The organism is Iodobacter ciconiae (genome assembly GCF_003952345.1).
In the GTDB taxonomy this organism is placed as follows: Bacteria; Pseudomonadota; Gammaproteobacteria; order Burkholderiales; family Chitinibacteraceae; genus Iodobacter; species Iodobacter ciconiae.
In genome coordinates, this window is sequence record NZ_CP034433.1 from 3,358,501 (window position 1) to 3,381,403 (window position 22,903).

General features: G+C 49.0%; 18 protein-coding genes, 3 rRNA genes and 1 pseudogene. 17 read left to right on the forward strand and 5 right to left on the reverse strand.

Annotated elements, in window-relative coordinates:
- Positions 1-242: 242 nt before the first annotated feature.
- The 11 genes and pseudogenes from rplM to dinB all read left to right on the forward strand — a co-directional run bounded on the left by rplM (position 243) and on the right by dinB (position 8,513).
- Positions 243-671, forward strand: coding sequence for a 50S ribosomal protein L13 (gene rplM / locus EJO50_RS14805; protein ID WP_099399337.1), 429 nt, complete (start codon positions 243-245; stop codon positions 669-671).
- 34 nt (positions 672-705) lie between these two features.
- Entirely contained in the window at positions 706-1,098 is a 393-nt protein-coding gene (gene rpsI, locus EJO50_RS14810; protein ID WP_125975438.1) for a 30S ribosomal protein S9, read from the forward strand.
- A 183-nt stretch (positions 1,099-1,281) separates the two neighbouring features.
- Complete coding sequence (gene argC, locus EJO50_RS14815) at positions 1,282-2,310, forward strand: N-acetyl-gamma-glutamyl-phosphate reductase (protein WP_125975440.1); 1,029 nt, start codon at positions 1,282-1,284, stop codon at positions 2,308-2,310.
- Positions 2,311-3,018 (forward strand): DUF6776 family protein, encoded by a 708-nt coding sequence (locus tag EJO50_RS14820; protein WP_125975442.1) that lies wholly within the window; start codon positions 2,311-2,313, stop codon positions 3,016-3,018.
- A 2-nt stretch (positions 3,019-3,020) separates the two neighbouring features.
- The gene (locus EJO50_RS14825; RefSeq protein ID WP_125975444.1) at positions 3,021-3,425 is read left to right on the forward strand and encodes a bactofilin family protein; all 405 of its coding nucleotides are present in this window, start codon (positions 3,021-3,023) and stop codon (positions 3,423-3,425) included.
- Positions 3,426-3,511: 86 nt separating this feature from the next.
- The gene (gene erpA / locus EJO50_RS14830) at positions 3,512-3,862 is read left to right on the forward strand and encodes an iron-sulfur cluster insertion protein ErpA (protein ID WP_125975446.1); all 351 of its coding nucleotides are present in this window, start codon (positions 3,512-3,514) and stop codon (positions 3,860-3,862) included.
- A gap of 149 nt (positions 3,863-4,011) precedes the next feature.
- Positions 4,012-5,507, forward strand: a pseudogene (gene pap / locus EJO50_RS14835) (polyphosphate:AMP phosphotransferase).
- Positions 5,504-6,106 (forward strand): malonic semialdehyde reductase, encoded by a 603-nt coding sequence (locus EJO50_RS14840; RefSeq protein WP_233702110.1) that lies wholly within the window; start codon positions 5,504-5,506, stop codon positions 6,104-6,106. The pseudogene pap and the gene EJO50_RS14840 overlap by 4 nt, the downstream one beginning before the upstream one ends.
- Before the next feature lie 111 nt (positions 6,107-6,217).
- Positions 6,218-7,114, forward strand: a complete 897-nt coding sequence (locus EJO50_RS14845; protein WP_125975448.1) for a hypothetical protein — start codon at positions 6,218-6,220, stop codon at positions 7,112-7,114.
- 35 nt (positions 7,115-7,149) lie between these two features.
- Positions 7,150-7,299, forward strand: a complete 150-nt coding sequence (locus EJO50_RS17200) for a hypothetical protein (protein ID WP_164521523.1) — start codon at positions 7,150-7,152, stop codon at positions 7,297-7,299.
- 140 nt (positions 7,300-7,439) lie between these two features.
- Positions 7,440-8,513 (forward strand): DNA polymerase IV, encoded by a 1,074-nt coding sequence (dinB, locus tag EJO50_RS14850; RefSeq protein WP_233702112.1) that lies wholly within the window; start codon positions 7,440-7,442, stop codon positions 8,511-8,513.
- 121 nt (positions 8,514-8,634) lie between these two features.
- On the opposite strand, the gene EJO50_RS14855 is transcribed toward dinB, so the two are convergent.
- The 3 genes from EJO50_RS14855 to EJO50_RS14865 all read right to left on the reverse strand — a co-directional run bounded on the left by EJO50_RS14855 (position 8,635) and on the right by EJO50_RS14865 (position 11,577).
- Positions 8,635-9,510 (reverse strand): patatin-like phospholipase family protein, encoded by an 876-nt coding sequence (locus EJO50_RS14855; protein ID WP_125975450.1) that lies wholly within the window; start codon positions 9,508-9,510, stop codon positions 8,635-8,637.
- On the reverse strand, positions 9,507-10,184 hold the full coding sequence (tsaA, locus tag EJO50_RS14860; protein ID WP_125975452.1) for a tRNA (N6-threonylcarbamoyladenosine(37)-N6)-methyltransferase TrmO: 678 nt from the start codon (positions 10,182-10,184) through the stop codon (positions 9,507-9,509). The genes EJO50_RS14855 and tsaA overlap by 4 nt, the downstream gene beginning before the upstream one ends.
- A gap of 73 nt (positions 10,185-10,257) precedes the next feature.
- Entirely contained in the window at positions 10,258-11,577 is a 1,320-nt protein-coding gene (locus EJO50_RS14865) for a sodium-dependent transporter (protein WP_125975454.1), read from the reverse strand.
- A gap of 371 nt (positions 11,578-11,948) precedes the next feature.
- Here EJO50_RS14865 and EJO50_RS14870 point away from each other — a divergent pair, with 371 nt between their 5' ends.
- The 6 genes from EJO50_RS14870 (at position 11,949) to rrf (ending at position 20,602) form a co-directional block, all read left to right on the forward strand.
- Entirely contained in the window at positions 11,949-12,290 is a 342-nt protein-coding gene (locus tag EJO50_RS14870; protein ID WP_125975456.1) for a hypothetical protein, read from the forward strand.
- On the forward strand, positions 12,265-12,945 hold the full coding sequence (locus EJO50_RS14875; RefSeq protein WP_164521524.1) for an N-acetylmuramoyl-L-alanine amidase family protein: 681 nt from the start codon (positions 12,265-12,267) through the stop codon (positions 12,943-12,945). The genes EJO50_RS14870 and EJO50_RS14875 overlap by 26 nt, the downstream gene beginning before the upstream one ends.
- Positions 12,946-13,053: 108 nt before the next feature.
- Positions 13,054-14,760, forward strand: a complete 1,707-nt coding sequence (locus EJO50_RS14880; RefSeq protein ID WP_125975460.1) for a proline--tRNA ligase — start codon at positions 13,054-13,056, stop codon at positions 14,758-14,760.
- Between the two features lie 463 nt (positions 14,761-15,223).
- Positions 15,224-16,757 (forward strand): 16S ribosomal RNA (locus tag EJO50_RS14885).
- A 306-nt stretch (positions 16,758-17,063) separates the two neighbouring features.
- Positions 17,064-20,356, forward strand: a 23S ribosomal RNA gene (locus EJO50_RS14890).
- Between the two features lie 133 nt (positions 20,357-20,489).
- Positions 20,490-20,602: ribosomal RNA gene (gene rrf, locus EJO50_RS14895) — 5S ribosomal RNA — on the forward strand.
- Together the 16S, 23S and 5S rRNA genes form the textbook arrangement of a ribosomal RNA operon.
- 225 nt (positions 20,603-20,827) lie before the next feature.
- Here rrf and fabI read toward each other — a convergent pair.
- Together fabI and EJO50_RS14905 are read right to left on the reverse strand one after the other, a co-directional pair.
- Entirely contained in the window at positions 20,828-21,616 is a 789-nt protein-coding gene (fabI, locus tag EJO50_RS14900) for an enoyl-ACP reductase FabI (RefSeq protein ID WP_125975462.1), read from the reverse strand.
- 76 nt (positions 21,617-21,692) lie between these two features.
- Complete coding sequence (locus tag EJO50_RS14905) at positions 21,693-22,874, reverse strand: acetate/propionate family kinase (protein ID WP_125975464.1); 1,182 nt, start codon at positions 22,872-22,874, stop codon at positions 21,693-21,695.
- Positions 22,875-22,903: the final 29 nt, after the last annotated feature.

The window sequence follows — 22,903 nt, forward strand, 5'->3', positions numbered from 1 at the left end:
GCAAAATATGTCTTGTCATGCTTTCTGCCTCACGTGATAATGGGCCTAACATCAGAGTGTTTTTTACTTTGTTGTTGTCTCCTCCATCCTCCTTTTTGGTGGGATTTCACGCAATCCAGACGGGTTGCGTTTTTTTTAGACTAGGCCCATTTTTGAAATGGGTAGTCACTAGATTTGACAAGTAATTGCGGGTACAGATATAATCCGCGACTTTCTCAAAATCGTAACGTGGAAGAGCAGTCATGAAAACCTTTTCTGCCAAACCGCACGAAGTTAAGCGCGAGTGGTTCGTTGTTGATGCTACCGATATGGTTCTCGGTCGTCTCGCGGCTGAAGTCGCTAAACGTCTGCGTGGCAAGCACAAAGCTGAGTACACCCCTCACGTAGACTGTGGTGACCACATCGTGGTGGTGAACGCAGACAAGATCCGCGTAACCGGCAACAAAGCAACAGATAAAATTTACTACCGCCACACTGGTCACCCAGGTGGTATTTACCAGCGCACCTTTTCCGAGATGCAAGAAAAATTCCCGGGACGCGTGCTAGAAATGGCTGTTAAGGGCATGCTTCCAAAGGGTCCTCTCGGCTACGCTATGATCAAAAAGATGAAGGTTTATGCAGGTAGCGAACATCCGCACACCGCGCAACAGCCTAAAACCTTTTCTATCTAAGCGTTAACGCGTTTTCTACTAAGGAATTTGTATCATGGTAGGTAAATACTATTACGGTACCGGCCGTCGCAAGAGCGCAGTTGCTCGTGTGTTCGTAGCCAAAGGTAGCGGCAATATCATAGTCAACGGCAAGCCGGTTGATTCTTACTTTCCTCGCGAAACCAGTCGCATGGTTGTTCGCCAGCCTCTGGAACTGACCGCAAACCTCGAGTCCTTCGACATTATGGTTAATGTTGTTGGCGGTGGTGAAACTGGCCAAGCCGGTGCGATCCGTCATGGCGTAACTCGTGCTCTGATTGCATTTGATGCAGCTCTTAAAGGCAGCCTCAAAGCCGCAGGTCTTGTTACTCGCGATGCTCGTGAAGTTGAACGTAAGAAAGTGGGTCTGCACGGCGCTCGTCGTCGTAAACAGTTCTCCAAGCGTTAATTCGCTGGTACTGCTTTCTACAAAAGCCACCCTCGGGTGGCTTTTGTGTTATCTCAGCCTGGTGAACTGCTTACGAAATTTGATTGAACAGGTGGTTTTCCTTATATTTTTTGAAATGTCTGGGCGAGTAGTGCCTTTTTTGTTTTAAGATTCGGCATACCTAACTAAAAGAGACGGCACAGCATGATCAAGGTGGGGATTGTTGGCGGAACAGGCTATACCGGCGTAGAACTATTACGTTTGTTGGCACGTCATTCAGGGGTGAAACTGCAAGCTGTGACCTCGCGAAAAGAAGCGGGCATGAAAGTTGCCGAAATGTATCCCAGTCTGCGCGGCTGGGTGGATTTGGCTTTCTCTACACCAGAAGATGCCCGTCTTACCGAGTGTGATGTGGTGTTTTTTGCAACGCCCAATGGTATTGCAATGCAACAGACCGGTGAGTTGTTGGATGCAGGTGTTAAAGTGATTGATCTGGCTGCAGATTACCGCATTAAAGATCTCTCGGAATGGTCCAAATGGTATGGCATGCAACATGCCTCCCCTGATCTGGTTGAAGAGGCCGTGTATGGTCTGCCAGAAATTAATCGCGCTGCAATTAGAGACGCGCGTCTTATTGCCAATCCCGGTTGTTATCCAACAGCGGTGCAGCTGGGTTTTCTGCCGCTGATTGAGGCCGGGGTGATTGATGCTGGTAGCCTGATTGCCGATTGTAAATCAGGCGTATCGGGGGCCGGGCGAAAAGCCGAAGTGGGTGCTTTATTTGCTGAAGCAGGGGATAATTTTAAGGCTTATGGTGTGGCAGGGCACCGGCATTTACCAGAGATTCGTCAAGGCTTAACCCGTATTGCTGGTGTAGATGTGGGTTTAACTTTTGTGCCTCATCTGACGCCGCTCATTCGTGGTATCCATGCCACGCTGTACGCAAAAATCACACAGGATGTGGATCTGCAGGCGCTGTTTGAGCAGCGCTACCTGGGGGAGCAGTTTGTTGATGTGCTACCTGCTGGCTCTCATCCTGAGACTCGCTCGGTGCGTGGTGCAAATGTGTGCAGGATTGCGGTGCATCGCCCGCAAGGTGGTGATACAGTGGTCATTCTGTCTGTAATCGATAATCTGGTTAAAGGGGCGGCAGGTCAGGCCGTGCAAAATATGAATATCCTCTTTGATTTACCCGAAGGCACCGGTCTCGATATCGTGCCTTTGCTTCCTTAAGTGCCTATTAAACGCTTTTCCCGTTTGCAACGCGCGCGGCTGATGACTGCGCGGTTGTCGCTGCAGCCCGTTATTGGCTGGCGGGGAAGGCTGTTGCGTCTTGTTGTTTTGCTTTGCCTGGCTGCGAGTTTTCTGGCCCTTGGTGCTTATATAGGTTATCAACATGCTTTAAGTAGTTATGAGGTGAGTGCGGCAATGCAGCGCTTAGCCTCTCAGACAAAGCAGCTTGGAGAGGGACGGGCGAGGCTGCAATTGCTTGAGCAGCAAATTAAAGTGGGCCAGGGCGAACGTGATGGTCTGGTGCGGGCTTTAAGCGCAGCGCAAAGTGAGCTGGCGATAAAGCAGGAAACACTGTCTTTTTTTGAATCTTTATTACAAAGCAATGATCGCAACCGGGCAGTGAGTTTCAGTGCCTGTGAGCTGCAATCTATTGGTGGCGGGCGCTGGCGTTATCGTTTGTTACTGGTGCAGGGGATGGATCGCAGTACTGAGTTTGTGGGGCGATTGCAGGCCAGTGTGCAATACCAGGAACATGGTAAACGTCAGAATGTACAGATTGAGCCATTGCCTGTGAAATTTAGCCATTATCTTCGGCAAGAAGGTGAGTTGACTTTACCTCCTGGCGTACAGCCACAATTATTTGAAGCGCGTATTTTTACAGATAGTAATAAACAGGCAGTAGCCAGCTGCCAGAAAAAAGGAGGGTGAACGTGTTTAAAAGTAAAAAAGGTTCAACCAAAATTGATAGCCTGATTGGCCAGGGTACGACGGTGAAGGGCGATATTAGCTTTGCCGGGGGGTTAAGAATTGATGGTACGGTTGTTGGCCGGGTTTCTGCTAGTGATCCTAAAAGTGGTACTTTGGTTATCAGCGAAAAAGCCCGTATTGAAGGCAGTGTGCAGTGCTCTCACCTGATTCACAATGGCGAGATTGCAGGGCCGATAGAAGTGCTTCAGTATGTTGAATTGCAGGCAAAAGCACGCATTATCGGCGATTTAAGTTATAAAACATTGGAAATGCATGCAGGTGCAATGATCGAAGGTAAGTTATTGTACTTAAACAATGGCAAACGTGAAGAAGTCGATCCGGCCAGTGTTGCTACAGTGCAAGGCTGATCGTTAGCTCTGTGGAATATTGACCGTTGCAGCATGCGCGGTAGATAATACCTTATCTTTTTAGTCAACTATTTTTGGAGTGTCCCATGAGCACTGTGACCGACATGCCAATCCCTTTTGTTTTCACTGATTCTGCGGCAGAAAAAGTTCGCGATCTGATTATCGAAGAAGGCAATCCGGACCTGAAACTTCGTGTGTTTGTAACCGGGGGCGGCTGCTCTGGTTTCCAGTACGGGTTTACTTTTGATGAAATTACCAATGAAGACGATACGCCTGTTGAAAAAAATGGTGTAACACTGCTGGTCGATCCAATGAGCTATCAATATCTGGTTGGCGCTGAGATTGATTATGTTGAAAGCCTTGAGGGCTCACAGTTCACTATCAAAAATCCAAATGCATCGACTACTTGTGGTTGTGGTTCATCATTTTCTGTTTAAGTTACTTTGTAATTTTAAAAAAAGGAAGCTTGCTTCCTTTTTTTTTCGTCCGCAGCTTTGTCAGCGCATCATTTGCATTAAATCATATTGGGGCTGGTGTAATTCTGTGCTCCTGGCTGATAATGAGCTTTCAACACTGGGGATAGGGTATGTTTGAATCTGCACAGTTAGGCCACAAAGTGGATAAAGCCGTTTATAAAAAGCAAGAGCCTTTATTGCGTGAAGCGTTGCTCGCAGTGCAATACCAATTAAAAGAGCAGGCAGATTTCCCTGTCGTGATTCTATTGGGTGGCGTGCCTACTGCGGGTAAGGCAGAAACGGCCAATTTATTACTGGAGTGGCTGGATCCACGGCTGATTGAAAGCCATGCTTTTGGGTTGAAAAGTGACGAAGAGCAGGCAAGGCCTGCCATGTGGCGCTTCTGGCGTGCCCTTCCGCCCAAGGGAAAAATTGCACTCATGTTTGGTGGCTGGTACGCGGGGCCAATGTGGGACTATTTGCAAGGTGGTTATGCCGATCACTTTGAGCATGAAGTGGAACGTATTGCCCGTTTCGAAAAAATGCTCTCTGATGAAGGCGTATTACTCTTGAAGTTTTGGCTGCATTTACCCAAAGATGAGTTAAAAAAACGCATTAAGAAGCTTGAGGCTGATGATCGCACTGCCTGGCGTGTGACAGATCAGGATAGGCAATTTTTAAAAAATTATGACCAAATCATGGAAGCGCAACTTGCGATGGTGATGCGTTCCAATCTGGCAGATGCACCGTGGCGGGTGATTGAAGGAAGTGATGCTAACTACCGCTCGCTGACTGTGGGCAGGCAGGTTGAAGAAGCCATTAAGCATCATTTTTCCAGGGCAAGCTCCAGGCCGAACCGTGTTGAAACTGCACCCTTGCTGGCATCGATTGATGGTTTGCGTCTTTTGGATAAATTAGAGCTAGACAGTGATTTAAGTAAGGCAGATTACGCCGTTAAGCTTGAAGAATTACAAGGTCGTTTGAATCTGCTGACCCGCCATCCCAAGTTTAAAAATACGTCAGTTTCTTTAGTTTTTGAAGGCATGGATGCTGCAGGCAAGGGGGGAGCATCCGGCGGATTACGGCTGCGCTGGATGCGCGCCAGTATCGGGTCGTCCCTATTGCTGCCCCGACGGAAGAAGAGCGCGCCCAGCCTTATCTTTGGCGTTTTTGGCGACATGTGCCCCAGCATGGGCGGATGACTATTTTCGATCGTTCCTGGTATGGTCGTGTGCTGGTTGAGCGGGTGGAGGGCTTTGCCCAGCGTGCGGACTGGATGCGCGCTTATAACGAAATTAATGATTTTGAAGCGGAGCTTGATGCTGCAAATAGCATTGTGTTGAAATTCTGGCTGGCAATTAGCAAGGAAGAGCAATTAAAGCGATTTGAAGAGCGTGAAAAAATTGAATTTAAACGCTTTAAAATCACGGATGAAGATTGGCGTAACCGCGATAAGTGGGATGAATATATTGTGGCTGCCAGCGATATGATTGACCGTACCAATACCTTGCGTGCGCCTTGGCATATGATTGGTGCAAATAATAAATATCAGGCCCGAATCAGTATTCTAGAAAAACTTTGTGAGGCTTTAGAGTCTCATTTACAAAGTAAGGAGAAGAAAAAATGACTTTAATAATGGACTCGGTTTTAAATCAAAAAACTCAGGCCCAATTATTTACTGAAGCACGCTCGCACAATGCCTGGCAGGATCGTGATGTCAGTGATGAATTACTGCATCAGCTTTATGATTTATTAAAATGGGCGCCTACTTCGGTTAATGCAGCACCAGCCCGGTTTGTTTTTGTTAAGTCCGCTGAGGCTAAGGGCAGGCTATTGCCCTGCTTGAGTGAAGGTAATATTGAAAAAACCATGAAAGCACCGGTCACGGTGATTGTTGCTCATGATTTAGAATTTTACGAAAAACTGCCCGTATTATTTCCACATGCAGATGCAAAAAGCTGGTTTGCAGGTAATGAGGCGGCAATTAATAGCACGGTGCAAAGAAATGGCAGTTTGCAAGGCGCTTATTTAATTATGGCTGCCCGCACATTAGGCTTAGACTGCGGGCCAATGTCTGGTTTTGATCAGTCTAAAGTGGATGAGGTTTTCTTTGCTGGCAGTCAATGGCGTTCAAATTTCTTGATTAATTTGGGGTATGGCGATGATACCCAGCTTTATCCAAGAAACCCGCGCTTAGATTTTTCACAAACTTGTCGTATTGAGTAGTCTGTTTTGAAAAAAACACGGAAATAAACTCTTTTTGATATTTCGTGGGTTTATTACCCCGTGTTTTTTTAGATTTAGGTATCTCACAGTAATCGGTATTTCAGGAAAATAATGGCGGAATGGAGTGTTTGGAAGGCTTTGGAGCAGGTTCGGCAAAAAAAGCGCGAGCTCGATCCCCTATTTGCCCGTGCAGGTATTGCGCCTGAGCTGACAACTATTGCCAACCGGATTTGTTTGGATTTAAAACGTTCTCCACTAACAATGCCTTTGCTTACTGGTGATAAAACGCGTGATGCCGAAGCAATGGATATGTATTACGAAGGCTATGCGCGCCAGTATGAAGAAGCCTTTTATAAGGCAGAAAATTTACTTCGTTTTGCCTGGGTACCAGAAGCATTGCCTATTGGCGCGCTGATTTCCGCCGAAATAGCACGTTTACGTGGCCAGCTTAAAAATGAGCAGGGGAAAACGCTGGATTTCACTGATTTGGAAGCTTTACTGTTTAATTATGTGCGTCTGGATCATCCGACATTAGCACTTCCCCCTGATTTATTATCCAATCGTCGCCGTGAACTGGCTGAGATTGCGGGCTATCCGCTTTTGGTGCAGCACTCTCATGCAGAAATGCAAAATAACAACGTGCCGCCTTTGCTAAGCGAAGCGTTTAAAACGCAGCTGAGCGAGCATTTGCAAAGCTATTTAGTCTCTCCCTGGCTGCACTGCCCGCTGATTAGCCAGTGGTATGTCACGCTTGCCCTGGATACGGGCCTGGCACGTAAAAAACGCGATGCCCTGGATGATCAACTCACCGCTTCTTTACTCAAACGTCGCTGGCCTTCTTTATCCCGCTGGATGCCTCAATTCGAATTTGCCGATCAGTGCTGGTACATCTCTTTATCGCTGCTGGCATTGGTGAGTTTATTTATGGAATGGTGGTGGCTGGCCGTGCCGATGGTGATCTGGCTGCATTTGTCCCTGGGGGGCACCGGCGGGAAAGAAAAGAGGTAGAGGACCGGCGTGCATTTTTGCTGGGACAGGCGCAGATGCTTAAAAGAACCCGTGATCGTTTTGGTGTGGGGCATATTTCATTAGAAAAGCTCGCTTTTCAGCTACGGCAGTGGGATGAAAAAGGTGAGTATTTTGAGCCACAACTCTTTGATTTACTTGCTTTACATCAGCATGAAGAGGAGTAAGGGGGCAGGCTTTGGGGCTTAGAAGCGAAACGGGTTTGTATCTTTAAAAAAGGGAGACTCTGCAAGCCTTACATCAGTAGATAAGATGTTCTGACTGACATTTTTATAGAACGATCGTACAATAACGATACAGAGTCCCCTTGGATTACACCGTGTACGCTCAGCGCAAGATCATCCATATTGATTGCGATTGTTTTTATGCCGCAGTAGAAATGCGTGATCAGCCCTTATTGCGCGATGTGCCGTTGGCCATTGGTGGCGAGGCCGACCGGCGTGGTGTGATTGCCACATGTAATTACCCGGCACGCAAGTTTGGTGTGCACTCGGCTATGTCAACTTATCGCGCCCAGCAAATATGTCCCAATTTGGTTTTACTTCCTCCCGATTTCCCTCGTTACCGTACCGCATCTCAGGCAATGCGCACTATTTTTGCTGATTACACCGATCATATCGAGCCTTTGTCTCTGGATGAGGCTTATCTGGATGTGACGGGCCTGACACACTGTCAGGGCAGCGCTTCGCGCATGGCGATGGAAATTCGTAAACGTATTGCTGCGGAAGTCGGGATTACTGCAAGTGCTGGTATTGCGCCAAATAAGCTTTTGGCTAAAATTGCCAGCGATTGGCATAAGCCTAATGGACAATTTGTTATCCGCCCTCAGGATATTGATGCTTTTATGCTGAGTTTGCCGCTTAAAAAGCTATGGGGTGTTGGTAAAGTCACTGCCGCTCGCCTGGCAAGGCAGGGGGCACATTGCTGTGCTGATTTACAAGATTGGCCTTTGGAGCGATTGCTGCGTGAATTCGGGAAATTTGGCAGTCAGTTATTTGAGCAGTGCCGGGGTGTTGATCTACGGCCCGTCGCTACTGGTGAGCGGCGAAAATCGTTATCAGTTGAAAATACCTTTGATCATGATCTGCCTGATCTGGAAACCTGCCATGCCGCATTGCCTGCCTTGGTGAATGATTGGCAGCGTCGTATGCAGCGTGCTATTGGTGAGCGCCAGCATAAAGCTTTCGTAAAAATAAAGTTCAGTGATTTTAGTCAGACGACGGTGGAGTGCATTTGCCCGAATCCATCCATAGAAACCTTTGGCCTTTTGCTGACAGAGGGGTTTGAGCGAGGCAAAAAGCCAGTGCGTTTGCTGGGGGTGGGGGCCAGGTTTGAAGAGTTAAGAGCTCAGCCAGAGCAGCTCTGTTTATGGCCGGGCTGAGGCGTGCTTAGAATTGAGTAATCAGAATTAAGTTTGTTGATTAATGGCTTGGCGTATTTTCCATGTGTCTGCCAGGCTCGTTTTGGCCTGACAAACACGCGTAGGTGAATAAATGGCTAGTTTATTGAGCCAGTGCCTTTTGTTTTTCCAGCATACGGCGTTTTATTTCTGTGATCGCTGCAATGGCTGCTTTTTCACCTTCTAAAATAGCGATGTTTTTCTGGTCGAAATCTGCCGCACCAATCTTGCCTACTTTCGGACGAAGGATAAAGTCAGCGCGTGTCATTTCTTGCTCGCCCAGTTTTTGTCCCATAATCATGACGGCCTGATTCACTATTCCAAGCATATTACTTGGCGTGTTGCTGCCATTGGCTTTGGATGAAATATCCACGGCGATAATAAAATCAGCACCTAGTTCTTTGGCGGCATCAACCGGTACCGGACTAATTACCCCTCCATCTACGTAGCGGCGTCCCGCAATCATCACAGGCTCGAATACGCCGGGGATGCTGGATGAGGCACGTACTGCCTGGCCGGTGTTGCCGCGTGCAAAAGAAATTCGCGTACCGGTGTCCAGCTCCGTAGCCACTGCAGCAAAAGGTTTGTTGAGCTTATCCAAGGGGCGGTTATCAACGAGTTTGTTAACGTAATCCTGTAATTTCTGTCCTTTGACTAAGCCACCGGACATAAGGCTTAAATCGCGGATTTGCGACTCATCCAAACCGAATGCACGCTCTTGCAGGGTAAAACCATTCATGCCTGATGCATAAAGCGCGCCAACCACGCTGCCTGCACTGGTGCCACTTACCACATCTGGCACAATCCCGTTGGCTTCCAGCATTTTAATGACACCAATATGGGCGAAGCCTTTAGCAGCTCCGCCGCCTAGTGCGAGGCCAATTTTAAGTTTAGGCAGTGGCTTGGGGGGCGCTGGGGGCGGAGTAGTGCATGCGGCCAGAAAGCTCAGTGCGATTAAGCTGGCAAATAATTTCTTCATATTACTTTCTCCAGGGCGACGACATAGGCAGTTTGCCCGTCGCAGCGCCATTTAACATCAAATTGATACAACCTTACACCGTAGATGCGCTTTGCATCGCTTGCATAGGCTGGGCGAGGGTCCTGTTTTAATATGTCTTTAATGAGCTCACGCAGCTCCGGCTTCAGATGTGCTGTTATGTCAGGACTAAAGATAACCGCGAGTTCCGGTGGGGGGCTGTCAGCAAAGCCACTTCGTGCATCTGGAATGCTTTCTGCGTAAGGAATATAAGGTTTGATATCTAAGATGGGTGTGCCATCGACTAAATCAATGCCTTTAAATGTGAGGGTGACACCTGATTGAGTATCAATTTTAATCAGCTCAACCAAAGACAGGCCAACTGGATTTGGCCTAAAAGGTGAGCGGCTGGCAAAAACCCCTATTCTTGTATTGCCACCCAGCCTGGGCGGGCGCACGGTGGGCTTCCAGCCTGCGGCGCTTTGGTGAAACACAAAAGTGAGCCAGACATGGGAGAAGTCTTCCAGCCCGCGTACTGCTTCGGCACGATCGTAGGGCTGCAGTAGCTTAAGCGTGCCCAGGGCATTAGGGGCTAGGCGTGGCTGGCGTGGAATGCCGAATTTATCTGCAAAGGGAGTAGCCAAGTAGCCTATGGGCTGAAAGGTAAAACTGCTCACACTGGCATCCACAAAGAGTGAAAAAAAGCGGAGCCGAGGCCCCGCTGGATTATATGCGAAAGCGTCCTTTGCTTTACAGGTTATGTACCCAGATTACACCGATCATAATGGGCGCAACGATGGCACAAATACCGCGAAAAGCCGGGATCCAGTGTCCGCCTCCATTACTGAGCAGCTCGCTGTGAATGCGTGGCCAGATTATCCAGCCAGCGAAGACAGCTACTAAAATACCGCCTGCAGGCATCATGATATTGGATGTTGCGTAGTCCATCAGATCAAATGCCGTTCTGCCAAATAACTTGCTCTTCGCCATGGGGCCAAAAGAGAGCGCGGCAGGGATGCTGGCGATAAATACGGCAACAGTTGTGATGTAAGCCGCAGATTGCCGCTTCCAGCCAAATTCATCAATAAAGTAGCTTACGATAGGTTCAACGATCGACACCGATGAGGTGAGCGCTGCAAATAATAGTAGTAAGAAGAAGGCAATCGCCCATGCCTGGCCAAATGGCATTTGCGCAAAGATGGCTGGCATGGTGATAAATGTCAGGCCAGGCCCTGCTGCAGGGTCAACGCCAAAAGCAAATACGGCTGGTAAAACCATAAAGCCAGCCAAGACACTGGCTAAGGTTGCTAAGATAGAAATCCAGAGCGTTGCACCTGCCAGGTTGGTTTCTTTCTCCACATAAGAGCCATAGGAAATAATAATCCCCATCCCCAGAGATAAAGAGAAGAAAGCCAAGCCTAAGGCATCAACCACCATGGCAGAAGTCAGCTTGCTAAAATCCGGTGTAAGAAAGTAGCGAACCCCTTCCAGTGCACCGGGCAAGGTGAGCGAGCGGGCAATAAGAACCAACATTAAAAGAAAGAGAGCAGGCATGAGTACTTTGCTCATGCGCTCAATACCTTTTTGCACGCCGCCTAGTACAACGGCAACGGTGACTCCTAAAAAGAGTGCGGTATAAAATAGTGAGCTGGCAGGGTCAGCAATAAAGTGGGTAAAGGCTGCACCGAGTGCCTTGGTATCCTGTCCCAGTGCTTCGCCAGTAATGGATTTGCCAATGTAAGCAATCACCCAGCCACCAACTACGCTGTAGTAAGCCATCACAATGAAAATGCACAGTACAGATAGGCGCCCGGCCCAGGGCCAGAGGCCGCCTTTTAAATCACGAAATGCCGTTGTTGCCGAGCGGTTTGCCGCGCGGCCAATTACCATTTCAGCTAGCAGGAGTGCAATACCGACAGTGAAAACGCAGGCAAGGTAGGCGAGTAGAAATACGCCGCCACCATTTTTACCTGCTACATAGGGGAATTTCCAGATGGCACCTAGGCCAACTGCAGAGCCGGAAGCGGCCAGAATAAAGCCGAGGCGAGAGCCCCAATTTGCACGAGACATGGATCATTTTCCGAAATAATTACTGCTGAAAAAAAAGACATAGAAGTACCCCGTCATTTTTTTGAAAGACAGATTTCGAAAAGATTGCATCAATAAGCGGATTTGCTGAAAGGCTATCTTTATAAATCAAGAAAGGCTTGTGGCTTTTGATGATTCAAGCTGGGTAAGAATCTATTTAACCTTACTTGTTATTTTTTATCTTCATTGAATAGTTACTTGATTTTATTGATTTTGCCTATTTTTATGTTATTTGCATGGTGCGTAATGGGTGTTTGTAGTGGTAAACCTGTAGATAAAAAGCGTAAGAAAAGTTTTAGGCTTGCCAAGTCAGAAGCAAGACGCGACACTAGCCGCTCTTTTGTGAGGTAACCATGTCATTTTATTTTCGCCCTGATAATGTCCCGGAACTTGATGGTTTAAGCCGCTGGGAGCAGCGTGTTTTGCTGCGCGGCACGTTTTTGAAAGAGCGCGCCATGTCGACCTTGGTTTTGCTTGTTGTGGTGATTGCGAGTGTGCAATTTGTAATTAATCCTGTTTTGGCTTCTGTGTGGCCTGATTTTCAAAGTAATAGTATTCCCTATGCTGGCGTATTGGTGGTTTGGTTATTGCTGCTGATGTGGCTACGCGATGTGGTGATGATGAATGTGCTGCGCCCAAAAATTGCAATTAAGCGTGCTGAGAAAGCCAATGTGGCGACTCCTGCTGCTGCTTAGTTGTGCTGCCCCGGCACAGGCTGCCACTATTGCTGTGGATGTTGGCCATCACTTGGGCGCGCCCGGTGCTGTGAGTGCTTATGGGGTGAGCGAGTTGAGCTACAACTTGGCACTTGCCCGCCAGGTAGAGAGCACTTTGCTGGCAGCCGGGCATAAGGTTGTTTTAATTAACGCAGATGGTCAGATGCGTGAATTACGTCATCGGGTACAGGTTGCAGCGGCTGCTGATCTATTGATTTCTATTCATCACGATTCGGTACAGCCGCAGTATTTACAGGCATGGGATGTGGCAGGTAAAAGCCAGCACTATGCGGATCAATTTAGTGGTTATTCCCTGTTTATTCATTCGCAAGCCTTGCAGTTTAGCCGCTCTTTCGCCTGTGCCCAGGCGGTGTCACAGTCTTTACTGAGTCAGGGCTTTAAGCCGACGAACCATCATGCACCGGGCATTGCCGGGGAGGAACGTGTACAGCTTGATCCTCGCTTAGGTATTTATGATGCAGATTTTGTCGTGGTGCGCCTTGGTAAAATCCCTTCCATTCTGTTTGAAGCAGGTGTGATTGTGAATCGGGCAGAGGCACTTGCTTTGCAAGAGCCCGCTACCCAAATTCATATGGCCGAAGCCATTTTAAAAGGTCTTGCTTGTCTGAAGTAAAGTGCTTGCCTGAGTGCTCATTTGCGAAATCTTTATGCAAGGTTGGCACAGGGGCGGATCTATCGTCTAAAATCCCTCCTTTGTTTTTTAATGAACTCGGTTGCCGCCATGCGCACGTCACAACTTTATTTCTCAACTCTAAAAGAAGCGCCTTCCGAGGCCGAACTGATCTCGCACAAGCTGATGCTGCGTGCAGGTTTAATCAAACGCCTTGGTTCCGGCCTTTATACATGGATGCCGCTGGGGTTGCGTGTACTGCGTAAAGTTGAAGCCGTGATCCGCGATGAAATGAATAAAGCAGGTGCGCAGGAAATGCTGATGCCTGCGGTGCAGCCTGCAGAGTTGTGGCAGGAAACGGGGCGCTGGGATGTTTTTGGCCCGCAAATGCTTAAAATTACTGACCGTCATGAGCGTCAGTTTTGCTTTGGCCCGACGCACGAAGAGGTGATTACTGACATCGCCCGCTCGGAATTACGCAGCTACAAACAATTGCCGGTGAGCTTTTATCAGATACAAACTAAATTTCGTGACGAAATTCGGCCGCGTTTTGGTGTGATGCGTGCGCGCGAATTTACTATGAAAGATGCATATTCTTTCCATGCTAATTTTGAATCTTTGCAAGCTACTTATGGTGCGATGTATCAGAGTTATTCCAATGTGTTTGCTCGCCTGGGCTTGAAGTTCCGTGCTGTGGCCGCCGATACCGGTGCAATTGGCGGCTCGGGCAGCCATGAGTTCCATGTGCTGGCGGATGCCGGTGAAGATCTGTTGGCCTACTGTCCAGATTCAGATTATGCGGCCAACACCGAGCTGGCCGAAGCCTTGGCTCCAGCCGAGCCACGCCGCGCACCGGGCGAAGCGATGCGTGATATCGATACCCCTAAGCAGACCACTTGTGAAGCCGTTGCTGCATTGATGGATATCAGCATGGAGCGCACGGTTAAATTACTGGCCTTGATGACATCCGCCAATGAGCTGGTCATTGCCCTGCTGCGCGGCGATCACAACTTAAACGAAGTAAAACTGGGTAAGGTCGAAGGTATGGCCGATTTTCGCTTTGCCAGTGACGAAGAAATCCGTGCTGCCTTTAATTGTCCGCCAGGCTTTCTTGGGCCGGTTGGCATTCCAGCTGGCGTGCGCGTGATTGCAGATCGCACCGTTGCCGCGATGAGCGATTTTGTTTGTGGTGCAAATAAGCCTAAGTTTCACCTGGCTGGTGTTAACTTTGGCCGTGATTTGCCAGAGCCAAATATCGTTGCCGATATTCGTAATGTGGTGAATGGCGATGCCAGCCCGGATGGCAAAGGCACATTAGAAATCTGCCGTGGCATCGAAGTGGGCCATATTTTCCAGCTGCGCACTACTTACGCAGAAAAGATGAAATGTCAGTTTACTGATGCAGATGGCTCATTAAAAACCATGGAAATGGGCTGCTATGGTATCGGTGTGTCGCGCATCGTTGCCGCTGCTATTGAGCAAAACCATGACGAACGCGGGATTAAATATCCCGCAGCTATCGCTCCATTTACTGTAGCAATTGTGCCTATGGGCTATCACCGCTCAGAAACGATTAAAGCAGCGGCCGATGCGCTGTATGCCGAGTTTACTGCCGCAGGCGTGGATGTCTTGTTAGATGATCGTAATGAGCGTCCGGGCTCCATGTTTGCTGATATGGAATTAATCGGCATTCCTCATCGTATTACCATCGGTGAAAAAGGCTTGGCGGAAGGCATGGTTGAATACATTGCCCGTGCTGGCGGTGAGATGAAAAAAATCGCACTTACTGATGTGGTTCGCGTGTTGAGCGAAAAGTAAATTGTTAGATGAGGGCACTGTATATACACAGTGCCTTTTTTATATACTTTGTCCTTTAATGAGATCTTGAGTTTTTTTTTGGGGGGCTTGAGATAGATTTTTTGGGTTTTTGTGTGTGGTCCTGCTTATTCAAGCATTTGCTCCGATTGTGCTTGCTGAGAGGTGATGCTGGTTTTGTAGCAAAATTCAAAAATAGCTTTTTCTTTAAATCAATGGCTTAGCGCATTGCAGTGGTTTTATATCCCGCTAGTGGTTGACCTTCCCGGGTAAGGTCCGTATATTTCGGCCTCTCGCTGCAGCACACACGGCAACACAGTGTTTGGGCAAGCGAAACGATCTTTAAAAAAATACAGTCGATGAGTGTGAGTGCTTGATTCGGAAGCGAAACAAGTGCTTGCATAGTAAGAGTCATTTTTCGGAATGGCTTGAGTTTTGTAAGCCAGTAAGTACTAGCTTAGTGATTAAACTAAAGAGTTTGATCCTGGCTCAGATTGAACGCTGGCGGCATGCTTTACACATGCAAGTCGAACGGTAACAGGGTGCTTGCACCGCTGACGAGTGGCGAACGGGTGAGTAATATATCGGAACGTACCTAGTAATGGGGGATAACTATCCGAAAGGATAGCTAATACCGCATACGCCCTGAGGGGGAAAGAGGGGGATCGCAAGACCTCTCGTTATTAGAGCGGCCGATATCAGATTAGCTAGTTGGTGAGGTAAAGGCTCACCAAGGCGACGATCTGTAGCGGGTCTTAGAGGACGATCCGCCACACTGGAACTGAGACACGGTCCAGACTCCTACGGGAGGCAGCAGTGGGGAATCTTGGACAATGGGCGCAAGCCTGATCCAGCAATGCCGCGTGCGTGAAGAAGGCCTTCGGGTTGTAAAGCGCTTTTGTCCGGGAGGAAATCCTAAGAGCTAATATCTTTTGGGGATGACAGTACCGGAAGAATAAGGACCGGCTAACTACGTGCCAGCAGCCGCGGTAATACGTAGGGTCCAAGCGTTAATCGGAATTACTGGGCGTAAAGGGTGCGCAGGTGGTTGATTAAGTGTGATGTGAAAGCCCCGGGCTCAACCTGGGAATTGCATTGCAAACTGGTGAACTAGAGTATGGCAGAGGGGGGTGGAATTCCGCGTGTAGCAGTGAAATGCGTAGAGATGCGGAGGAACACCGATGGCGAAGGCAACCCCCTGGGCTAATACTGACACTCATGCACGAAAGCGTGGGGAGCAAACAGGATTAGATACCCTGGTAGTCCACGCCCTAAACGATGTCTACTAGTTGTTGGGGAATTCGTTCCTTAGTAACGCAGCTAACGCGTGAAGTAGACCGCCTGGGGAGTACGGCCGCAAGGCTAAAACTCAAAGGAATTGACGGGGGCCCGCACAAGCGGTGGATGATGTGGATTAATTCGATGCAACGCGAAAAACCTTACCTAGCCTTGACATGTCAAGAACCTCTGAGAGATTGGGGGGTGCCGCAAGGAACTTGAACACAGGTGCTGCATGGCTGTCGTCAGCTCGTGTCGTGAGATGTTGGGTTAAGTCCCGCAACGAGCGCAACCCTTGTCCTTAGTTGCCATCATTTGGTTGGGCACTTTAAGGAGACTGCCGGTGACAAACCGGAGGAAGGTGGGGATGACGTCAAGTCCTCATGGCCCTTATGGCTAGGGCTTCACACGTCATACAATGGTCGGTACAGAGGGTTGCCAAGCCGCGAGGTGGAGCTAATCTCATAAAACCGATCGTAGTCCGGATTGGAGTCTGCAACTCGACTCCATGAAGTCGGAATCGCTAGTAATCGCGGATCAGCATGTCGCGGTGAATACGTTCCCGGGCCTTGTACACACCGCCCGTCACACCATGGGAATGGGTTTCACCAGAAGTAGGTAGGCTAACCTTCGGGAGGCCGCTTACCACGGTGGGATTCATGACTGGGGTGAAGTCGTAACAAGGTAGCCGTAGGGGAACCTGCGGCTGGATCACCTCCTTTCAAGAGAAGACTTTTGGATTGAGTACTCACACTCATCGACTGTAGGTTTAGGGATTGTTGGTTTAGGATGCAGAATTAATCGGGCTGAACAAAAGTCACATTAATTCTGGTTTCTAAAATCAGCAAGACAGTAAATTGATCTTTAAAAAAATAGAAGAAGTAATACTCAAGTTTAGAAATAAATAAGGGTAGATTGTATCAAAATTGATTATTCGAAGTCAGAACTGAATAATCGATGTCGCAAACAAAGCGAAATCAGATACTTCGAATTGTATTAACTTTGTTGATACGTGTTTGAGGTTATAGGATCAAGCGACTAAGTGCATCTGGTGGATGCCTTGGCGATGATAGGCGAAGAAGGACGCGTTAGCCTGCGAAAAGCGATGGGGAGCTGGCAAATAAGCTTTGATCCATCGATATCCGAATGGGGAAACCCGGCCCTTTTGGGTCACTCATCACTGAATACATAGGTGGTGTAGAGCGAACTCGGCGAACTGAAACATCTAAGTAGCCGAAGGAAAAGAAATCAACCGAGATTCCCAAAGTAGTGGCGAGCGAAATGGGAAGAGCCTGCATGTGATAGATCAAACTTTAGTGGAACAGTCTGGAAAGTCTGGCGATAGTGGGTGATAGCCCCGTACACGAAAGAGATTGGTTGGTACTAAGCATGCGAGAAGTAGGGCGGGACACGAGAAATCCTGTTTGAAGATGGGGGGACCATCCTCCAAGGCTAAATACTCATCATCGACCGATAGTGAACCAGTACCGTGAGGGAAAGGCGAAAAGAACCCCGGGAGGGGAGTGAAATAGAACCTGAAACCGGATGCATACAAACAGTGGGAGCCCTTGCAAAATGGGGTGACTGCGTACCTTTTGTATAATGGGTCAGCGACTTACGTTCAGTAGCGAGCTTAACCGAGTAGGGGAGGCGTAGGGAAACCGAGTCCGAATAGGGCGCATAGTTGCTGGGCGTAGACCCGAAACCAAGTGATCTATCCATGGCCAGGATGAAGCTGCGGTAATACGCAGTGGAGGTCCGAACCCACTAATGTTGCAAAATTAGGGGATGAGCTGTGGATAGGGGTGAAAGGCTAAACAAACTTGGAAATAGCTGGTTCTCCTCGAAAACTATTTAGGTAGTGCCTCATGTATCACTGACGGGGGTAAAGCACTGTTATGGCTAGGGGGTCATCGCGACTTACCAAACCATGGCAAACTCTGAATACCGTCAAGTGCGAGCATGGGAGACAGACTGTGGGTGCTAACGTCCATGGTCAAGAGGGAAACAACCCAGATCGCCGTCTAAGGTCCCAAATAATCAGTTAAGTGGAAAACGAGGTGGGAAGGCATAGACAGCCAGGATGTTGGCTTAGAAGCAGCCATCATTTAAAGAAAGCGTAATAGCTCACTGGTCGAGTCGTCCTGCGCGGAAGATGTAACGGGGCTCAAACTGATAACCGAAGACGCGAATTTAGGAGTCAGCTTTCAGGCTTCAGGAGTCAAACGATGGTTCAACGTGTAGAAGAATTGGACGTGTTTAAGAAAGCCTATGTGGTCTCCTTAGAGATTCATCGGATGAGCTTAAGCTTTCCAAAGATTGAACAATACGCGTTGGGTGATCAAATACGACGATCGAGTAAAAGCATTGTTGCAAATCTTGCAGAAGGATTTGGCAAACAAGGCTACTTGAAAGGAGAATTTTTACGCTTCATTTTTATTGCCTTAGGCAGTGCAGATGAAGTGCGAGTTTGGCTACGATATAGCATGGATTTAGGATACATCAGTGAAACAGACTGGCAACGTTGGCGCGATCAATATGAAGAGATCGCCAAGATGTTGCATGGTTTAGGCAAATCACTGAAACCCGAACCCTGAAAGCTGGCTCCTAAATGGTAGAGGAGCGTTCCGTAGGCCTGCGAAGGTGTCTTGAGAAGGATGCTGGAGGTATCGGAAGTGCGAATGCTGACATGAGTAGCGATAATGCGGGTGAAAAGCCCGCACACCGAAAACCCAAGGTTTCCTGCGCAACGTTCATCGGCGCAGGGTGAGTCGGCCCCTAAGGCGAGGCAGAAATGCGTAGTCGATGGACAACGGGTTAATATTCCCGTACCGATATGAAGTGCGATGGGGGACGGAGAAAGGTAGGTCAGCCATCTGTTGGAATAGGTGGTTTAAGCGAGTAGGCGTGTGGCTTAGGCAAATCCGGGCTGCTATAACGCTGAGACGTGACGACGAAGTCTTCGGACTGAAGTGATTGATCCTATGCTTCCAAGAAAAGCCTCTAAGCTTCAGCTTTATATTGACCGTACCGCAAACCGACACAGGTGGGTAGGAAGAGAATTCTAAGGTGCTTGAGAGAACTCAGGAGAAGGAACTCGGCAAATTATCACCGTAACTTCGGGAGAAGGTGAGCCCAGAGTATGTGAAGTTCTTCGCGAATGGAGCAGAAATGGGTCGCAGAGAAATGGGGGCTGCGACTGTTTATCAAAAACACAGCACTCTGCAAAGTCGAAAGACGACGTATAGGGTGTGACGCCTGCCCGGTGCTGGAAGATTAAATGATGGGGTGCAAGCTCTTGACTGAAGTCCCAGTAAACGGCGGCCGTAACTATAACGGTCCTAAGGTAGCGAAATTCCTTGTCGGGTAAGTTCCGACCCGCACGAATGGCGTAACGATGGCCCTACTGTCTCCTCCTGAGACTCAGCGAAGTTGAAATGTTTGTGAAGATGCAATCTCCCCGCTGCTAGACGGAAAGACCCCGTGAACCTTTACTGTAGCTTTGCATTGGACTTTGAAGTGGTTTGTGTAGGATAGGTGGGAGGCTATGAAGCGTGGACGCTAGTCTGCGTGGAGCCGACCTTGAAATACCACCCTGACCCCTTTGAGGTTCTAACCTTGGTCCGTTATCCGGATCGGGGACCGTGCATGGTAGGCAGTTTGACTGGGGCGGTCTCCTCCCAAATTGTAACGGAGGAGCTCGAAGGTCGCCTAGGTACGGTCGGACATCGTACTGATAGTGTAATGGCATAAGGCGGCTTAACTGCGAGACAGACAAGTCGAGCAGGTGCGAAAGCAGGACATAGTGATCCGGTGGTTCTGAATGGAAGGGCCATCGCTCAACGGATAAAAGGTACTCCGGGGATAACAGGCTGATTCCGCCCAAGAGTTCACATCGACGGCGGAGTTTGGCACCTCGATGTCGGCTCATCACATCCTGGGGCTGTAGCCGGTCCCAAGGGTATGGCTGTTCGCCATTTAAAGTGGTACGTGAGCTGGGTTCAAAACGTCGTGAGACAGTTTGGTCCCTATCTGCAGTGGGCGTTGGAAATTTGAGGGGGGCTGCTCCTAGTACGAGAGGACCGGAGTGGACAGATCTCTGGTGTACCGGTTGTCACGCCAGTGGCATCGCCGGGTAGCTAAATCTGGAAGAGATAAGCGCTGAAAGCATCTAAGCGCGAAACTCGCCTCAAGATGAGATTTCCCCAAGGCTTTAAGCCTTTTAAAGGGTCGTTCGAGACCAGGACGTTGATAGGTCGGGTGTGGAAGTGCAGTAATGCATTAAGCTAACCGATACTAATTGCCCGTAAGGCTTGATCCTATAACCTGAGACGCGTGTGTGCGACGGTATATAATCTACCCAGATTAAGAGTTAAGTTTGAGTATTGAATTACTTCTTCTATTGAACTGAACGCGTTGTGGAGCAATACACACAACGAGTTAACCCGTTAAAGTCTGGCGACCATAGCGAGGTGGTCCCACTCCTTCCCATCCCGAACAGGACAGTGAAACACCTTAGCGCCGATGATAGTGCAGATACCTGTGTGAAAGTAGGTCATTGCCAGACACCTTTACTGAGCGAATCAAAGATTCGCACGTGATGTAAACAAGACCCCCGTACTCGAAAGAGGCGGGGGTTTTGCTTTGTGTGGAAGAAATGTTGAGAGGGGGAGTGGAGCGTAAAAACGACTCCTGGCCCTCCGACTCCTGTGGGTCGGGCTACGCGATTATCGTTGAGCGAGGTAAACCTCGTCGCAGACTGCTAACCCGGCCTGCAGTAAAACGGGCCCGATTAGCCCATGATATGAAAGCCACCATCAATGTAGATCGTGCCTCCTGTAATTAGCTTGGCACTATCTGAGGCAAGGCCAGCGCAGGCTGCGCCTACATCTTCGATACTTACCAGTGAGCGAGCCGGTGCTTCGGCGGCAGCTTTATCGAGTAACTCATCAAACTCCGCAATACCTGAGGCTGCACGGGTTTTGAGTGGTCCGGGAGATATAGCGTGCACGCGAATTCCCTTGGGGCCCAGCTCGGCAGCGGTGTAGCGGCAGACGGATTCCAATGCGGCTTTTACAGGCCCCATGATGTTGTAATTTTTGATCACTTTTTCTGCGCCGTAATAGCTCATGGCAAACAGCGTGCCGCCTTCATCCATTAGGGGTTCGGCCAGACGGGCCATTTCGATAAAGGAGTAGCAGGAGACTTTCATCGCGGTATGGAAGTCTTCTCCGGTGACATCGACCACCCGGCCGTGCAGGGCTTCTCTTGGCGCAAAGGCAATTGAATGGATAGCAAAATCCAGACGTCCCCATTTTTTGCGAACTTCTTCAAATACTGCTTCCATTTGTCCGGCTTGCAGCACATCCATAGGCAGAAAAAGGGAGGCTTCCAGTTCGGTAGCTAGTGGCTCTACAAAGGGGCGGCCTTTTTCGTTGATATAGGTAATGGCAAGCTCGGCTCCTCTTTGCTTAAACGCTTTAGCGCAGCCGTAGGCGATGGAGTGCTGGTTGGCAATACCGATGATAATGCCTTTTTTCCCCGCCAGTGTTTTATACGGTGAGAGGCTGGGTTGGATCATCTTACGTCCTTAAAAAGTTGGTTGAAATGGAGCTACGGCAATGGCAGTGTTGGTGGGCCGAGTGCGGGTGGCTTGATCATAGTCCCAGCTGGGTTCGAGTATGACGAGCAATCATGAGTTCTTCATTGCAGGGAATGAGCCACGCTGTCGTGGGACTGTCTATGGTGCTGATACAGAACTCATGGGCGTCGTTAGCATGGGTGTCAATTTCTATGCCTAACCAGCGGGCCTGCTCGCATACACGCTGACGGATGATTGAGCTGTTTTCGCCTATACCTGCAGTAAAAACTAGCGCGTCCAGACCATTCATGCTTGCGGCCAGCGAGCCGAGCTCCCTGCTGATGCGGTGCACGAAATAATCGACGGCCAGCGCTGCTTGTGGCTCTGAACTTTCTAGCAATACGCGCATATCGCTACTGATGCCGGAAAGTCCCAGAAGGCCAGAGCGTCTATATAGAAGCTCTTCGACCTGCAGAATACTAAGTTTTTCCTGCTGAAGTAAATACAGAACTACACCTGCATCTAAATTGCCGGTGCGGGTACCCATCATCAGGCCGTCCAGTGCTGTAAAGCCCATGCTACTGGCTACACTTTTACCATTTTGAATGGCGCACATACTGGCTCCGTTGCCCAGGTGAGCGATAACAACCTTGCCCGATGCAATTTCCGGTTCTCGTTGCTTCAGGACCGAAGAGACATATTCATAAGACAGCCCGTGAAAACCATAGCGGCGGATCCCGCGCTCGTAACAGTGGTAAGGTAGCCCGAATAGCTGATTGATCTGATTTTGGCAGCGGTGAAAAGCTGTGTCAAAACAGGCTACCTGGGGCAAATCTGGCTGTATATCCGCAACGGCACGAATTGCCGCCAGATTATGGGGCTGGTGTAGCGGTGCCAGGGGACTGAGTGCTTCTAGTGCCCCTATTGTGCCCGGTGTCAGCCGCAGAGGGGCTGTGTAGTGAGCACCGCCATGTACGATGCGGTGACCCACTCCCAGTAGTTTCAGATCGGTATAATTGTCACGCAGTAAGGTGGCGATGATTTGCAGGCAATCGGCATGATTGGTGTCACTTATTGCTAATTCTTTATCGGCAAGAATTTGTTTGCGGTGATTTTTTGCCAGAAAATATGGCTTTGTTCCAATGCCTTCTATCTGTCCTTGGGCCATCAGATGTAGATCGCTTGCTGCTTCATGTTCAAATAAAGCAAATTTAAGGCTGGATGAGCCCGCGTTTAAAACCAGAATGGCCTTTGTCATTGCTTTGATCCTATGTCAGCAAGGGGTGT

What these genes read in the sequence shown, in the direction of transcription:
- rplM (WP_099399337.1), top strand. Translation starts at nt 243, where the DNA reads ATGAAAACCTTTTCTGCCAAACCGCACGAAGTTAAGCGCGAGTGGTTC.
- rpsI (WP_125975438.1), top strand. Translation starts at nt 706, where the DNA reads ATGGTAGGTAAATACTATTACGGTACCGGCCGTCGCAAGAGCGCAGTT.
- argC (WP_125975440.1), top strand. Translation starts at nt 1,282, where the DNA reads ATGATCAAGGTGGGGATTGTTGGCGGAACAGGCTATACCGGCGTAGAA.
- erpA (WP_125975446.1), top strand. Translation starts at nt 3,512, where the DNA reads ATGAGCACTGTGACCGACATGCCAATCCCTTTTGTTTTCACTGATTCT.
- EJO50_RS14840 (WP_233702110.1), top strand. Translation starts at nt 5,504, where the DNA reads ATGACTTTAATAATGGACTCGGTTTTAAATCAAAAAACTCAGGCCCAA.
- EJO50_RS14845 (WP_125975448.1), top strand. Translation starts at nt 6,218, where the DNA reads ATGGCGGAATGGAGTGTTTGGAAGGCTTTGGAGCAGGTTCGGCAAAAA.
- EJO50_RS17200 (WP_164521523.1), top strand. Translation starts at nt 7,150, where the DNA reads ATGCTTAAAAGAACCCGTGATCGTTTTGGTGTGGGGCATATTTCATTA.
- EJO50_RS14855 (WP_125975450.1), bottom strand. Translation starts at nt 9,510, where the DNA reads ATGAAGAAATTATTTGCCAGCTTAATCGCACTGAGCTTTCTGGCCGCA.
- EJO50_RS14865 (WP_125975454.1), bottom strand. Translation starts at nt 11,577, where the DNA reads ATGTCTCGTGCAAATTGGGGCTCTCGCCTCGGCTTTATTCTGGCCGCT.
- EJO50_RS14870 (WP_125975456.1), top strand. Translation starts at nt 11,949, where the DNA reads ATGTCATTTTATTTTCGCCCTGATAATGTCCCGGAACTTGATGGTTTA.
- EJO50_RS14875 (WP_164521524.1), top strand. Translation starts at nt 12,265, where the DNA reads ATGTGGCGACTCCTGCTGCTGCTTAGTTGTGCTGCCCCGGCACAGGCT.
- EJO50_RS14880 (WP_125975460.1), top strand. Translation starts at nt 13,054, where the DNA reads ATGCGCACGTCACAACTTTATTTCTCAACTCTAAAAGAAGCGCCTTCC.
- fabI (WP_125975462.1), bottom strand. Translation starts at nt 21,616, where the DNA reads ATGATCCAACCCAGCCTCTCACCGTATAAAACACTGGCGGGGAAAAAA.
- EJO50_RS14905 (WP_125975464.1), bottom strand. Translation starts at nt 22,874, where the DNA reads ATGACAAAGGCCATTCTGGTTTTAAACGCGGGCTCATCCAGCCTTAAA.